General features: G+C 60.4%; 13 protein-coding genes. 9 read left to right on the forward strand and 4 right to left on the reverse strand.

The window, feature by feature from the left end:
• Positions 1–7: 7 nt before the first annotated feature.
• The 5 genes from ABD815_RS07460 (at position 8) to ABD815_RS07480 (ending at position 5642) form a co-directional block, all read left to right on the forward strand.
• Positions 8–1099 (forward strand): ABC transporter ATP-binding protein, encoded by a 1092-nt coding sequence (locus tag ABD815_RS07460; RefSeq protein ID WP_344845786.1) that lies wholly within the window; start codon positions 8–10, stop codon positions 1097–1099.
• The gene (locus tag ABD815_RS07465; RefSeq protein WP_344845788.1) at positions 1096–2388 is read left to right on the forward strand and encodes a Gfo/Idh/MocA family protein; all 1293 of its coding nucleotides are present in this window, start codon (positions 1096–1098) and stop codon (positions 2386–2388) included. The genes ABD815_RS07460 and ABD815_RS07465 overlap by 4 nt, the downstream gene beginning before the upstream one ends.
• A 45-nt stretch (positions 2389–2433) precedes the next feature.
• Entirely contained in the window at positions 2434–3456 is a 1023-nt protein-coding gene (locus tag ABD815_RS07470; RefSeq protein ID WP_344845789.1) for a Gfo/Idh/MocA family protein, read from the forward strand.
• Positions 3453–4517, forward strand: a complete 1065-nt coding sequence (locus ABD815_RS07475) for a Gfo/Idh/MocA family protein (RefSeq protein WP_344845791.1) — start codon at positions 3453–3455, stop codon at positions 4515–4517. Before ABD815_RS07470 ends, ABD815_RS07475 begins: the two co-directional genes overlap by 4 nt.
• A 96-nt stretch (positions 4518–4613) precedes the next feature.
• Positions 4614–5642, forward strand: a complete 1029-nt coding sequence (locus ABD815_RS07480) for a sterol desaturase family protein (RefSeq protein WP_344845794.1) — start codon at positions 4614–4616, stop codon at positions 5640–5642.
• 21 nt (positions 5643–5663) lie between these two features.
• Here ABD815_RS07480 and ABD815_RS07485 read toward each other — a convergent pair whose 3' ends face one another.
• Entirely contained in the window at positions 5664–5870 is a 207-nt protein-coding gene (locus ABD815_RS07485; RefSeq protein WP_344845797.1) for a hypothetical protein, read from the reverse strand.
• 286 nt (positions 5871–6156) lie between these two features.
• Complete coding sequence (locus tag ABD815_RS07490; protein ID WP_344845799.1) at positions 6157–8052, reverse strand: acyl-CoA synthetase; 1896 nt, start codon at positions 8050–8052, stop codon at positions 6157–6159.
• Positions 8053–8275: 223 nt separating this feature from the next.
• Here ABD815_RS07490 and ABD815_RS07495 point away from each other — a divergent pair, with 223 nt between their 5' ends.
• Positions 8276–9394: a beta-ketoacyl-ACP synthase III gene (locus tag ABD815_RS07495; RefSeq protein ID WP_344845800.1), complete on the forward strand. Its 1119-nt coding sequence runs from the start codon at positions 8276–8278 to the stop codon at positions 9392–9394.
• 179 nt (positions 9395–9573) lie between these two features.
• Here ABD815_RS07495 and lysM read toward each other — a convergent pair whose 3' ends face one another.
• Together lysM and ABD815_RS07505 are read right to left on the reverse strand one after the other, a co-directional pair.
• Entirely contained in the window at positions 9574–10017 is a 444-nt protein-coding gene (gene lysM, locus ABD815_RS07500) for a peptidoglycan-binding protein LysM (RefSeq protein WP_344845803.1), read from the reverse strand.
• A gap of 78 nt (positions 10018–10095) precedes the next feature.
• On the reverse strand, positions 10096–11886 hold the full coding sequence (locus ABD815_RS07505) for an ABC transporter transmembrane domain-containing protein (protein WP_344845805.1): 1791 nt from the start codon (positions 11884–11886) through the stop codon (positions 10096–10098).
• A 365-nt stretch (positions 11887–12251) separates the two neighbouring features.
• On the opposite strand from ABD815_RS07505, the gene ABD815_RS07510 reads away from it, so the two are divergent.
• From ABD815_RS07510 to ABD815_RS07520, 3 genes are all read left to right on the forward strand, one after another.
• Positions 12252–13259, forward strand: a complete 1008-nt coding sequence (locus tag ABD815_RS07510) for a glycine betaine ABC transporter substrate-binding protein (RefSeq protein WP_344845807.1) — start codon at positions 12252–12254, stop codon at positions 13257–13259.
• Positions 13260–13337: 78 nt separating this feature from the next.
• Positions 13338–14225, forward strand: coding sequence for an ABC transporter permease (locus ABD815_RS07515; RefSeq protein ID WP_344845809.1), 888 nt, complete (start codon positions 13338–13340; stop codon positions 14223–14225).
• Positions 14218–15312 carry a quaternary amine ABC transporter ATP-binding protein gene (locus tag ABD815_RS07520; protein ID WP_344845812.1) on the forward strand — a complete coding sequence of 365 codons (1095 nt, stop codon included), beginning with the start codon at positions 14218–14220 and terminating at the stop codon, positions 15310–15312. The genes ABD815_RS07515 and ABD815_RS07520 overlap by 8 nt, the downstream gene beginning before the upstream one ends.
• The last annotated feature ends 386 nt before the right edge of the window (positions 15313–15698 follow it).

Here is a 15698-nt window from a genome sequence, read left to right on the forward strand (position 1 = left end):
CTTTGTAATGGCTGGTTTGACACTTCGAAACGTCTCGAAAACCTATGGCGCGGTGAACGTCATGGAGGGGCTCGATCTCGACATTGTGGACGGCGAATTCCTCGTCCTCGTGGGGCCCTCGGGCTGTGGGAAATCCACGCTCCTGCGCATGATCGCGGGGCTGGAGGAGATCACCGACGGCACCATCGCCATCGAAAACACCATCGTCAACGATCTGCCCGCCTCCAAACGCGAGCTGGCGATGGTGTTCCAGTCCTACGCGCTCTACCCGCATATGTCGGTGCGCAAAAACCTCGCCTTTGGTCTGCAGAACATGAAACTGCCCAAGGCGGAAATCGACAAACGCGTGGCCGAAGTCGCCTCCGTCCTGCAAATCGAACCGCTGCTCGATCGCAAACCCCGCCAGCTTTCAGGCGGCCAGAAACAGCGCGTCGCCATCGGGCGATCCATCGTGCGCGAACCCAAACTCTTCCTCTTTGACGAACCGCTCTCCAACCTCGACGCCGAATTGCGCGTGCAGATGCGCGTCGAACTGGCCTCGCTCTACACCAAACTGGGCACGACGATGATCTACGTCACCCACGACCAGATCGAAGCCATGACCATGGCCTCGCGCATCGTGGTGCTGCGCAAAGGCAAAATCGAACAGGTCGGCACCCCGCAGGAACTCTACACCCGCCCCGAAAACCTCTTTGTCGCCGGCTTCATCGGCTCGCCCAAAATCAACATGTTCGACGCCAAGGCGACCAAGGGCGCGCGCGGCATCCACATCGCCATGCCCGATTTCAACGACTTCGAAATCGACGGGCTGGAGCGCACGGTCGATGACGTCACCGTCTGCATCCGCCCCGAATGCTTCATCATCAACGGCGGCTCGGTGCAGGTCGAGGCAACCGTGGAACTGGTCGAATACCTCGGCAGCGAGGTGCTCCTGCACACCCGTCTGGGATCGGGCGCAAAGGTGCTGTTGCAAACCAGCGGACGCGACGGCTTTGCCAAGGGCCAGAAACTGTCCTTTGGTTTCGAGCCCGGCGATGTCCACGTCTTTGACCACAACGGCGACCGCGTCCCCTATAGCGGCGAGAAGGCTCTGGCATGAAAATTGCAATCGTCGGCTGCGGATCGCGCCACTCCATGTTCGCCCAAAGCATCGGCGAGGATTATCCCGACAAACACGAAGTCGTCGCCATGTGCGACAACAACCCCCACCGCCTCGGCATCGCCGCCGCCGCCGCATCGCGCGCGGGCACCAATGGCGTGGCCACCTATGACGCCAGCGCCTTTGACGACATGATCGCCGAACAGAAACCCGACACCGTCGTCATCACCACCCCCGACTTCCTGCACGCCGACTATATCGTGCGCGCCTTCGAGGCGGGGTGCGATGTGATCTGTGAAAAACCGATGACGATCGACCTTTCCTCCCTCAAACAGATCACCGAGGCCCAGCGGCGCACCGGTCGACAGGTCCGCGTCACCTTCAACTACCGCTATTCCCCCGCGCGCACCCAGATCAAGGATATGCTGGCATCGGGCACCATCGGCACCATCACCGCCGTCGATTTCCGCTGGCATCTGGACCGCGTGCATGGCGCCGACTACTTCCGCCGCTGGCACCGCCAAAAGGAAAACTCCGGCGGGCTTCTGGTCCATAAATCCACCCACCATTTCGACCTGTTGAACTGGTGGCTCGCCTCCACCCCGACCAAGGTCATGGCCACCGGCCAACGCGCTTTCTACCGCCCCGAAACGGCCGTCGAATTCGGGCTGGAGGGCAGGGGGGAACGCTGCGCCACCTGTCCGGTTGCCGCCAAATGCGACTTCGAACTCGACATGGACGCCGACGCCAACCTGCACGCCCTCTACCGGCAGGCCGAAGGCGAAGACGGCTATTTCCGCGACCTCTGCGTCTTTGACGAAGACATCGGCATCGAGGACACCATGCAGGCCCATATCACCTACGGATCGGGCGCGACCGCCAATTACACCCTCACCGCCTATTCGCCATGGGAGGGCCTCGAAATCCGGTTCCAGGGCACCAAGGGCGAGCTGATCCACAAACACATAGAGGTCCACGGCGTCTTTGGCGGTGAACGCGCGCACGCGGGCAAGGACTCGGTGTGGACCGAACTTCACCTCGCCGGTCAAAAACCCGAGCAGATCGAAGTGCCCGTCGCCGAGGGCCACCATGGCGGGGCTGATCCGGTGATGCTCGGCTACATCTTCGACCCCGACAACATGGAGCCCGACGCCTACGGGCGCGCCTCCGATCACGTCGCGGGCGGCTGGTCGATCCTCACAGGCATCGCCGCCAACCTGTCCATCGAAACCGGCAGCGCGGTCGATGTGCAAACAATGCTCGACACCCGCGCCATCACGCTCGCCTGAGCCGCCCGCGAAACACCCGAAAACCGGATCAAAAAGGACCCCGACATGACCCCCGGCACAGGATTGAAACTCGCCGCCATTGGTGTGGACCACGGCCATATCTTCGGCATGGTCAACAACATGCGCGCGGCTGGCTGCGATGTGGACACATGGTGGTCCGCCCACGACTGGGCGCTGACGGATAAATTCGTCGAAACATACCCCGACATGACCCGCGTGGCCGACTACCGCACCATCCTCGACGACCCGTCGGTGGACATGGTGCTGATCGCGGCTGTGCCACAGGACCGCGCCGACCTCGCCATCGCCGCCATGCGCGCAGGCAAAGACGTCATGGTCGACAAACCGGGCTGCACGACGCTCGACCAACTCGCCCAAATCCGCGCGGTGATTGCCGAAACGGGGCGCATCTGGACCGTCAATTTCTCCGAACGCTTTCAGGTGCCCTGCGTGGCAAAGGCCGAGGACCTCGTCGCACAGGGCGCCATCGGCACGGTGATTCAAACCCTCGGCACGGGCCCCCATAAACTCAACCTGCCAACCCGCCCCGACTGGTTCTTCCAACGGCCCCGCTACGGCGGCATCATCACCGATATCGCCTCCCACCAAATCGACCAGTTCCTGCATTTCACAGGCTCCAAAGAGGTCGAAATCAAACACGCCTTTGCGGCTAACAAAGCGCACGCCGACCATCCCGGCCTGCAGGATTTCGGCGAAGTCGTCCTGCAGGGCGACAAAGGCCACGGCTATGTGCGCGTCGATTGGTACACCCCCAAAGGCCTGCCGATGTGGGGCGACGGGCGGCTGACCATTCTGGGCGACAAAGGCTATATCGAACTGCGCAAATACATCGATCTGGCCAATGACAACCTTGGCGACCAGCTCATCCTCGCCAATGAAGACGGCGCAGAGGTGATCGACTGCCGCGATGTGGCGCTGCCCTATTTCCCGCGCATCTGCGCAGACATCCACAACCGCACCGAAACCGCCGTCACGCAGGCCCATACCCTGCGCACCATGGACATCGCGATCCGCGCCCAGAACCGAGCCGATGGAGCCTCCGCATGAAAAAAGTAAACGTCGCCATCATCGGCGCAGGCATCGGGGAAAAACACTACGCCGCCTACCGCGCTCTGCCCGACCTCTACAATATCCGCGCGCTGTGTGATGTGAACACCGCGCGCGCCGCCGCCTTCGTGCAGCCCGACACCAACACCACCATCACCGATGACTATGACGCCATCCTCGCCGACCCCGATATCGACCTGGTGGACATCTGCCTGCCCCCGCATCTGCATTTCGACTTCACCGCGCGTGCCCTGCGCGCCGGAAAAGACGCGATCTGTGAAAAACCGCTGTGCAATAGCGTCGCCGATGTCGACCGCCTGATCGAGATATCGCGCGAAACGGGGCGCACCGTCTATCCGGTGTTCCAATACCGCTTTGGCAATGGCATCGCGCGGCTGCGCGCCCTGATCGACGCCGGTCTGGCAGGGCGCGCCTATGTCGCCTCGCTCGAAACCCATTGGAACCGCGATGCGGAGTATTATGCGATCGACTGGCGCGGCACATGGGCGGGCGAACAGGGCGGGGCAATCCTCGGCCACGCGATCCACACCCACGACCTTCTGTCCTTCGTTCTGGGCCCCGTCGACAACGTATTCGCGCGCCTCGACACCCGCGTGAACGATATCGAGGTCGAAGATTGCGCCGCCCTCGCCATTCAAATGTCCTCGGGCGCGCTCGCCACCAGCTCGGTCACCTTGGGCGCGGCCAATGACACCAGCCGCCTGCGCTTTTGTTTCGAAGGCGTGACGGCCGAAAGCGGCGACCTCGCCTATACCCCCGCCGAGGGCAACTGGACCTTCACCGCCCGCGCCCCCGTGACCCAAGAGCAGGTGGACGCCGTCATCGCCAATACCCCCGACCAACCAAAGGGGCAGGTCGGCTTTTCCATTCAGGTCTATAACGCCATGCGCGGGCTGGAATCGGAGTTTGTGAACATCGACGAGGCCCGCAGCTCCATCGAATTCGTCAGCGCCGTCTACCAATCCAACCGCGCAGGCCGCCCCGTGTCACTGCCCCTTGACGACAGCGACGCCACCTATGAAGGCTGGATGCCGACCTAAACCGCGCGCCTTAGAATTCCCAAGGTTCCCCGCGCGCGCTATGATGGCGCGGCGCAGGGGGCTGCGCGTTTCACCACACTTGCGCGCAGAGACACCATGGATGCCATAACCGCCTTTTTCACAGACCTCGCAGGCTCCATCGCCGGCCCGAAAAGCCGTCTGTGGCCGGTCTATCTGCTGATCACGGTCGGGCTGTGCTACATCGTCTATCGCAGACGCCGCATCTCCACGCCCTTCCTTGCGTGGCTGTTCCCCAAATCGGTCTATTCGCACCCCTCCAACCGCGTCGATGTAAAGGTCTTCGCCTTCAACACCCTGCTCGGCGCGCTCGGCCTGTTCAATCTGGTGTTCCTGAGCGCCACTATCGCGGGCAGCATGGTCGGCAAAATCCCCTCACCTCTGGCCCTGTCGCCCTTCAACCCCGTGGTGATCGGGGCGCTTTTGCTGATCATCACCGATTTCTCGACCTATTGGGTGCACCGCCTCCACCATCAGATCCACCTGCTCTGGCCGTTCCACGCACTGCACCACTCCGCAGAGGTGATGACCCCGCTCACGGTCTACCGCAAACACCCGATCTATGATGTGATTTCCGACCTCGCCACCGGCCTGCTGGTCGGCGTGCTACAGGGCGTGTTCCTCGTCCTCTTCGACCAGATGCCGGGCTATCTGACATTGGTCGGCGTGAACCTCGGCTATGTGTTGTTCCATTTCGCAGGCTCCAACATCCGCCATTCCCATGTCTGGCTGAGCTTTGGTCCCCGCCTCGAACATATCTTCATCTCGCCTGCCCAACATCAAATCCACCACTCCCTCGACCCGCGCCACCACAACCAGAACTACGGCGAAGTGCTCGCGATCTGGGACTGGATGTTCGGCACGCTCTACGTGACGCATGAGGAGGAGGCGCTTGAATTCGGGCTCGCGGATGAAGAGGGAAATCGCCTGCGCCAACCCCATGACAGCCTGCGCGCGGCGCTGGTCGTGCCACTGCGCGATGCGCTGACCCAGTGGCGGCGATTACGCACCCGCCGCCGCGCGACCCCGCGCCAAACCGCGCCTCAGGTCACGCCTCAGACCACACCCGATACCCCCGACCCCTCAACGCCCCCCCGCACCAACTAGGGTGGGGAAGGGCGCAGGCCGTCAAGCGATGGAGGGATCACTTTCGGCGTTCTGGTCGCGCATCATTTCCGAGCGCGCAATAGAGATGGATACCAACAAGAGCAGCGTCAGCACCCCGACCAGCGGATAGAGCAGAGCAGCACTCCACCACGCCCACCCGCCAATCGTCACCGCCAATAGCGAACTCGACCCCGCGAGGAGCATGGAAAGGATCAATGGTCCAATCATAACGGTCTCCAATCGTCGCAAACAAACCGCCCCGCGGCGCAAAAACCGCCTCTCGGGACGCCTTCAACCTCGCGTCGAAATGTGTCCCGATCTGGGCAAAGGGGAGGTGGCACTCCGATGAAAACCTAAAGTTTTCAATCAATTAGACGACAATTTTACGAAATTGAATCACATCTCGCCCCTCCTCCATAGACCCCAATCCCCCCAACGCCCCCAAATCGCACAACAAAAAAGGGGCGCACCATTTCCGGCACGCCCCTCAAATCTCAAACCCGTTTGCGTCGGGTCAGTCGGCCCATTCCCATGGCGACGTAAAGGCCCCCAGAGTGGACATCACCACATCCTCATCGGCGCGCGCCGCCGGATCAATCCTCGCCACCAGCCCGCGCTTTTTATCATCCACAACCGACACAACCCGCGCCGCGGTGCCCGCATCCGCGAGAGCCGCGTTATAGACGCGCGTGATCGCCCGCTTGCGCAGGTCCGGCTTGAACACCTTGCCCACCGCGGTCTTGGGCAACTCATCGAGGATCTCGATATGCTTGGGGAAGGCCGCGCGCTCATGCACGTGGATTTGCGCGTAGTCCATCAACGCCTCGGGCGTCACGTCCGCGCCCGCCACCAGTTCGACATAGGCACAGGGCAATTCACCCGAATGCGCGTCGGGCTGCCCGATCGCACCGGCCATCGCCACCGCTTCGTGACCGGCCAAAGCCTCTTCGATCTCGGCGGGATCAATATTGTGCCCGCCGCGAATGATCAGATCCTTGGCGCGACCGGTGATCCAGATGTAGCCATCCGCATCGATGCGCCCCAAATCGCCGGTGCGCAGATAGACGTCGTGATGGAACAGATCGTGGTTCTTGTCGGCCTCTGTATAGGTCGATCCGGCAAAGACACCGGGGTTGTCGATGCAAATCTCGCCGACCTCGTCGACGCCGCATTCCACCGGCCCCTCGGGCGTCTGGCGCAAAATCTTCACGTCGCAATGGGGGAAAGGAATGCCCACAGAGCCGATCTTTTTCGTCCCGCCAATCGGGTTGATCGACACGAGGCACGTCGCCTCCGTCAACCCGTAGCCTTCGATGATCTCCACACCGGCCGCCGCTTCAAACCGTTTGTAGAGCTCGACGGGCAGGGGGGATGACCCCGAAAACACCGTCTTCACCTTGGAAATATCCGCATCCACCTTGCGCTGCATCAGCGCCGAAATCGCGGTCGGCACGGAGATCACAAAGGTGACGCCCCAGCGCTCGCAGAGCTTCCAGAAGTTGTCGAAAACGCCCTCGCCGCGATAGCCCGCAGGCGTCGGGAAAATCCCCTGCGCACCCGATGACAGCATCGCCATCATGATCACATGACAGGCAAAAACGTGGAACATCGGCAGCGGGCACATGATCACATCATGCTCGTCAAACAACAAACGCCCGCCGAGCCAGCCGTTGTAAATCATCCCCGAATAGGTGTGCTGGGCGACCTTGGGCATGCCCGTGGTGCCACCGGTGTGGAAATAGGCCGCCACGCGGTCCGTTTTCGCATCCTCAAAGGTCAATGTCGTAGGCTGCGCGGCCACCGCTTTGCTGAAATCCAGCATATCGGCGTGATGGGCGCGCGCATCGGCGTTCTTGGGCCGGATCAGCGGCACGATCCACGATTTCGGTGGCGTCAGATAGCGCAGCAAATCGACTTCCAGAACCGTCTTGACCGCCGGCGCATGGCGCACAGCCTCGGCCACCTTCTGGGCGACATCGGCCTTGGGGAAACTTCTCAGCGTCACCACAACCTTGGCATTGGTCTCGCGCAAAATCGCCGCGATCTGTTCGGGTTCGAGCATCGGGTTGATCGGGTTCACGATCCCCGCAACCATCCCCGCCACAAAGGTCACCGCCGTCTCATGCGCATTGGGCATGATATAGGCGATGGTGTCGGTCTCACCGATCCCGAGCGCGCGGAACAGGTTCGCCGCCTGCGTCACCTGCGTGTGGAACTGGCGCCAGCTCAGCGTCTCCGCCTTATCCTTGGGGCCCGATGTGATCTGGTAGGAAAACGCGGGCCGGTCTGGAAAACGGGACGCTGTGTTGGACAGCAATTCGTACACTGTTGTGGCTTTGGTGCGATCTTCCCATGCGCTTTCCGCTTCGATGGCGTTGCGCACGTCCATAGATTTGAACTCGGATTCCATTCCGTTATTTCCTCCCGATGGCCCTCGTTGAAACCGGGGCCGTTTTCCCTGGCGCCCATGATTGCGGGAAACCCCGCATCCGCGCAAGAGGCACCACCCGTCGCTCTACGTAGCGTAACGCCCCCCGCAGACGCAACGTCACCCCCCCGATACCGGCCCGCATTAACCATGGACGCGCGCCGGAGCCACCGATAGGTTTCCCCGAAAAGCCGAGGAGGGCATCATGCGCAGCGCTGTCATCAGTGGCCACGGGGTTTTCACCCCTCCCCATGTCATCACCAACGACGAACTGGTGGCGTCCTATAACGCCCATGTCGACCTGTTCAACGCCGACAATGCCGATGCGATCGAGGCAGGAACCGTCGTTGCCAAAGACCACTCCTCCGCCGGTTTCATCACCGCAGCCTCGGGCATCGAGGCGCGCTATGTGATGGACAAAGAGGGCGTCCTCGACCCCACCCGCATGTATCCCCGCTTTGCGCCGCGCCCCGATGATGCGCCCTCGATGATGGCCGAAATGGGCGTCGATGCGGCCAATAAAGCGCTCGCCATGGCCGGTGTTGATGCCGCCGATGTGGACCTGATCCTCTGTGCGGCCTCCAACCACGAACGCGCCTATCCCGCGATGTCGGTGGAAATTCAGGACCTGCTCGGGGCAGGGGGCTTTGCCTTTGACATGAACGTCGCCTGCTCCTCGGCCACCTTCGGCATCCAGACCGCCACCGACATGATCCGCACAGGCTCTGTCACCCGCGCGCTGGTGCTGTGCCCCGAATTGACCTCCGGCCACCTCGAATGGCGCGACCGCGATTGTCATTTCATTTTCGGTGACGTGGCGACCGCGGTGTTAATCGAAGCGGAAGAGGTCTCCAGAAACCCGATCTTCCGCATCCTCTCGACGCGCTGCGCCACCCAGTTCTCCAACAACATCCGCAACAACTTCGGCTTCCTGCGCCGCGCCCACGACCAGATGGGTGACCGGCGCGACATGCAGTTCATGCAAAACGGGCGCAAGGTGTTCAAAGAGGTGCTGCCTCTCGTCTCGCGCCATATCGGCGACCACATGGAGGCCGAAGGCATCGGAGCCGACGATCTCAAACGCCTCTGGCTGCATCAGGCCAATAAATCGATGAACGACTACATCGGCAAAAAGGTTCTGGGCCGCGACCCCGAACCGGGCGAACAACCCAACATTCTGCAGGACTACGCCAATACCTCGTCCGCCGGATCGATCATCGCCTTCTCGCAGCACTCGGACGGCATGGAGCGGGGCGACAAAGGGCTGATCTGCTCCTTTGGCGCGGGCTATTCGGTCGGCTCGGTGGTGGTCGAACACCTCTGATCGCGCGCGCCGTTGTTTTAAAACATGTAAAACACGTAAAACGGCGTTTTCGCGCGATGTAAAACCCTGCCAACACGTGCCACATTCTTTGTAAAACAATGCAAAAAGGGCGCCACAGGGGCGCCCTTTGTCATGTCGATGTAGCAGTGCGGCTTAGGCCACGATCTTAGGCCGCGATCCTAGGCTACGGTGCCCTTCGGTTTGTCCTGCGGAATGCGCAGCATCTGACCGGGGTAGATTTTGTCAGGATGGCTCAGCATCGGCTTGTTGGCCTCGAAGATCTCGTTGTAGCGCGATCCATTGCCCAGCGTTTTCGACGAAATCGCCCAGAGCGTATCGCCCTTCTGCACTTCGTGGAACACAGGCTCGTCGCCCTCAACATCGTCTTCAACAGAGGCGATACCGTTCACGTTGCCAACCGCAAGAATGACTTTTTCCTTCATTTCCTGCGACTTAGGCGTGCCCTTGACCTTGACCTTGTCACCGTCAACCTCGATGTCGAGACCCTCGGCCTCCAGACCAAGACCTTCGATTTCCGCCAGCAGATCGTCGACATTGGGCTCTTTGTCTTTCTTATTAAAGACAGATTTGCCCGCGCCCTTTACGAAACTCCAAAGACCCATGTTGATACTCCCTCACATGTGATTGTTCAGCTGTCTTTGTGCCCTGTCCACGCACGGCGGGGAAGGGGGAATATGCGCTCAGGCGAATCCATCAGTGAACTGGAGGCGCGCCAAACGGGCATAAAGACCCCCCTCCGCGACCAGATCATCATGCGTGCCCAAGGCCGCTATCTGTCCGTTTTCAAACACAAAAATCCGGTCCGCCTTTTTCACCGTGGCCAAACGGTGCGCCACGATCAGGGTCGTGCGGTGACGCGACATCGCATCCACGGCCTTTTGCACCGCCTGTTCGCTTTCACTGTCGAGAGCCGATGTCGCCTCGTCGAGCAACAGGATCGGCGCATCGCGCAAAACCGCCCGCGCAATCGCGATCCGCTGTTTCTGGCCACCCGACAACATGATCCCGCGCTCGCCCACATAGGTGTCATACCCCTCGGGCAGGGCCTCGATAAACTCATGCGCATTGGCCGCTTTCGCCGCCGCAATCACCGCCTCCATCGGGGCCTCCGGCGTGCCGAAGCGGATGTTGTCGGCCGCAGAAGCTGCAAAGATAACAGGGTCTTGCGGGACCAGAGCCATATGATGGCGGAAATCTTCGCGCGCCATATCGCCCAGATTTACCCCGTCAATCGCGATGCGACCCGACTGGGGATCATAGAACCGTTGCAGCAGCTGGATGATGGTCGATTTCCCCGCCCCCGACGGGCCAACCAAGGCCACGGTTTCCCCCGGTTCGATGTCGAACGACACCCCGTTCAGGGCCGGAATGCTCGGCCGCGAGGGGTAGGAAAACATAACGTTTTCAAAGGTGATAGACCCTTTCGCAGGGCTCGGCATCGGTGTGGCCGCCACCGGATCGGTGACCGGATCCTGCGCTCCGAGCAGCTCGACCAACCGCTCGGTCGCCCCCGCCGCGCGCTGCAATTCGCCCCAGATTTCCGACAATGCCCCCGCAGAACCCGCAACCATGATCGCGTAGATCACAAACTGCACCAGTTCCCCGATGCTCATCGTCCCCATGCGCACATCGCGCGCCCCGATCCACAGCACGCCCACGACCCCGAAAAAGATCAGCGTGATGATGATCACGGTCATAAAAGCCCTTGTTTTTATGCGGGTATTTGCGGAGTCAAAGCTCTTCTCGGTGACGTGGTCAAACCGGTCTGTCTGCTCTTTTTCCGCCGTAAAGGCCTGCACGGTCTGCGCCGAGAGCAGCGCCTCGGAGGCGGTCCCCGACGAGGATGCGATCCATTCCTGGTTCTCGCGCGACAGCTTGCGCAGGCGGCGTCCCAAAACCACAATCGGCACGATCACAACCGGCACGATCAGCAAAACCATCCCCGTCAATTTCGCCGAGGTCAGCATCAACAACGCCATTCCGCCGATTAAAATCAACAGGTTACGCAGGGCGACCGAAATCGAGGAGCCGATAACAGAGAGGATCAAAGTGGTATCCGTGGTGATCCGCGACAGGACTTCACCGGTCATGATCTTTTCGTAAAACGCCGGCGACATGCGGATCATGCGGTCAAAAACCGCCTTGCGAATGTCGGCCACCACCCGTTCGCCGAGCCGCGTCACGAGGTAGTAGCGAAGCCCCGTTCCCAGCGCGAGAAGGAAGGCAATCGCCAAAGCCGCGCCGAAATACTGGTCGAGCATCAGGCCATCGGTGCTCTCGAACCCGTCCACAACACGGCGCACGGCCAGCGGCAGGATGAGCGAAATACAGGCCGTCGCCACAAGCGCGATCAAGGCCCCCGCCATCAACCCCCGATAGGGCGCGATAAACGGCCAGAGTTCGGCCAAGGCCCCGACACGCTTGGATTTTTCGCGTTCGCTTGCCTCAAGGCGGGTGCGGTCGTCGGCCATATTCTATCTTCCGTCGCGGTTAGGGGTCGGGGTCTGGTCGAAGGACAGATATAGATGCGGCAGGGGCAGGGCAACCATACGGGGGGTGAGGCATCTTGCCCTGCGCGCACACATAGCGCGCAATCCATGCACACAACACAGCGTCACACGCTAACATCAGGGCTATCGGCTTGCATATCGCACCGCAATATGTTGGTTTGCGCTCAGGCTCCGCCGGCTCGTGCCTATTCTTACGGAACGGGCATCCTATGAAGGATAGCGAACGGCAAGCGCGGAGAAATCGCCCAGTTCGGGGTGGTGACGGTCCTGTCGCAGGGAGGCGCGGGACAGTATGACACGCACACGAATAAACTGGAGTTTCTTCTATGAAATTTACCAATCTACTTACTGCCGGTGGTTTTGCACTGGCTGCAACCACCGGTGCGGCATTCGCACAGGAATGCGGTGATGTTTCCATCGCAAACATGAACTGGGCCTCTGCCGAGTTGATGGCAAACGTGGATGCTATCATCCTCGAAGAAGGGTTCGACTGTAACGTCGAACTGGTGCCCGGCGCGACCGAAACGACCTTTGCGTCGATGAACGAAAAGGGTCAGCCCGATGTGGCGCCTGAACTCTGGATCAACGCTGTTCGCACCGCGCTTGAGGCTGCAAAAGCCGAAGGCACGCTGGCTGCTCTGAACGGTGGTCCGATCACGGGTCTTGGTGAAGGCTGGTGGGTGACACCGAAGTTCGCCGAAGAGCACCCTGAACTCGACACGGTCGAAAAGCTTCTCGCGCATCCTGAGATGTTCCCCTACGCCGAAGACGAAAGCAAAGGCGCCTTTTACGGCTGCCCCGCCGGTTGGGGTTGTCAGCTCGTAAACGCCAACCTTTTCCGTGCCTTCGACATGGAAGAAAAAGGCTGGGTTCTGGTTGATCCGGGTTCGGCTGCCGGTCTTGACGGCTCCTTGGCCAAAGCGGCCGAGCGCGGCGACAACTGGTTTGGCTACTACTGGAGCCCGACGTCCATCATCGGCAAATACGGCATGGTAATGCTGCCGTTCGAAGCCGAATATGCGGGCGACGACAACTGGAACAACTGTGTTGCTCTGGCCGAACAGGACTGTGACGATCCCCAGCCAACTGCATGGATCGCATCCGAAGTGAACACCGTTGTCACGGACGAATTCATGGCGAAATCCGGCCCTGCGTCTGATTACTTCAAAGCACGGGTATTCCCGGGTGAAGTCATGAACGGCATGCTCGTTTATATGTCCGACAATCAGGCAACCGGCGAAGACGCTGCTTATGAGTTCCTGATCCAGCACGAAGAGATCTGGACCCAGTGGGTTCCTGCCGAGGTTGCCGATAAAATTAAATCGGCACTCTAAAGCTACAATTGACACGCTTAGGGTCCGCACGCCAACTGGCGATTGCGGGCCCTATCGTTTTTCAAACAGGGGACAAACATGGACTGGCTCTTCGAATTTCCTTCTCTCGGTCGAAAAGATCTTTCGACCCTCCGGCAAAGCATCGACGAAACCTTCCGCACCTTTTCGCGCGCCTATGGCGACGATCTGGAAGCCTTCTTCAATCCTTTGCTCAAGTTTCTCGTCTGGTTCGAGAAAATCCTGATCGCCGCACCTTGGCCTTTGGTCATTTTCGTCGTCGCGGCACTGGCATGGGTCGGGTCGCGGTCGTGGAAAATCACGGTAGGCGCGATCTTGGCGTTCCTCGCGATCGGCTACCTTGGCATGTGGGAAGACACGATGGCGACTCTCGCGATCATATCCGTGTCGACCCTGGTCTGTGTGGTGGTGGGGATTCCCATCGGCATCTTCATGGCGCGCTACAATCGCGCGCAGGCGATCATTACGCCGGTGCTCGACGTGATGCAGACCATTCCGTCCTTCGTCTATCTCATTCCGGTCGTGATGCTGCTCGGTATCGGTAAGGTGCCGGGGCTTTTGGCGGTGTGTATCTATGCGCTGCCGCCGCTCGTGCGCCTGACGAACCTCGGTATCCGCCTTGTGGACCGTGAAGTGATGGAGGCCGCAGAGGCCTTTGGTGCCTCGGGGCGTGAAAAACTCTTTGGGGTGCAGATCCCTCTGGCGCTGCCCAACATCTTTGCGGGCATCAACCAGACGATCATGATGGCGCTGTCTATGGTGGTTATCGCCTCGATGATCGGGGTGAAGGGGCTTGGCGTGCCGGTGCTGCGCGCGATTTCCAACCAGTACCTTGCACTCGGCGTGATGAACGGGCTGGCCATCGTGGCGCTCGCAATCATTTTTGACCGCGTGAGCCAGACCTTCGGCAAACGTCTGCAGGCCTATCGGGAGACGGGACATGGGTAAGACTGAAATGCAAACCCCCGCCACCGCTCAGGCCGCAGCAGAAGAGCCAAAGGTCCGCATCCGCAGCCTCTATAAGGTGTTCGGCGAAAATCCGTCCGGCGCCATGAAGCATGTGCATGCGGGCATGTCGAAGTCGGAGTTGTTGGATCAGCACAACCATGTGCTCGGCCTCAAGGACATCAGCCTCGATATCCCGCCGCGCCAGATTCAGGTGATTATGGGCCTGTCGGGGTCGGGTAAGTCGACACTGATCCGTCACCTGAACCGGTTGATCGAACCCACCGAGGGCGAGATCTGGGTTGATGGCGAGAACGTGCTGGAAATGGACGCCAAGCAGCTGCGCGACCTGCGCCGCTTCAAGATGTCCATGGTGTTCCAGAAGTTCGGCCTGCTGCCGCACCGCACTGTGCTTCAGAACACCCTATATGGTTTGGAGATTCAGGGCGTGTCGGAAGACGAGGCGGACGCGCGGGCGCGCAAATGGCTCGACCGAGTTGGCCTCGCCGGATTTGAGGACCAGTACCCCTCGCAACTCTCGGGTGGACAGCAGCAGCGTGTGGGCCTTGCCCGCGCGCTCGCGACAGATGCAGACATCCTCCTTATGGATGAAGCCTTCTCGGCGCTCGACCCGCTGATCCGCACGGATATGCAGTCGATCCTTCTGGAATTGCAGGAGGAGCTCCATAAGACAGTGATTTTCATTACCCACGATCTCGACGAGGCGCTACGCATCGGCGACCGCATCGCGATTTTGCGGGATGGCGAGATTATTCAATCGGGCGATCCGCAAGCGATCCTGATGAAACCGGCCGATGACTATATCACCGACTTCATCAAGGACGTGAACCGCGCTAAGGTTGTTCGCATCCGTTCGATCATGGGGGCGACCAAGCCGTCGTCTAAGGGCGAGCCTGTGCCGATGTCGGCCTCGGTGGAGCAGGTGCTGCCCAAGCTGCATGATTCTGCCTCCGATTGCTGTCCGGTTGTGGCTCCGGATGGGTCTGTGGTCGGAAACATAACGATTCATGCCGCGATCAAGGCGCTGGAAGCGCCCACAACCGATGGTGAAGGCGTTCGATACAGCTAAAAGCGACCAACGAGTCGGATTAAAGAGGCGGCTGTCGCGAACAGCCGCCTTTTTTGTTGCCTGCGAATCCGGAGGCGAGTCACCCTTGGGGGCCCCTTTTGCGCCCCTATTGTGGATAAGTTGGTGGAAAACCCGGTGTAAAAGCGGGACTCGAAGCCGCTTTTTGGTAAATGAGAAGGCAGCTGCGAAAAAAACTGACCATCCAGCAAAGTTTTTTGAAAAAAGCGCTTGCGCCCCCCCGCCACTAACCTTAGAACCCCCTTCACCGGCAGCGACGAACGACGCGGTTGGGGCGGAACGGAAGGTTAGACGGTGAGTTTAGCGGGAAGTTCTGGAAGAAATTTTTGAGGTTTTGATCGGGCGGGCGCGCCGAAGAGATTTGGCGC

Source organism: Celeribacter arenosi, assembly GCF_039539485.1.
Taxonomy (GTDB): domain Bacteria; phylum Pseudomonadota; class Alphaproteobacteria; order Rhodobacterales; family Rhodobacteraceae; genus Celeribacter; species Celeribacter arenosi.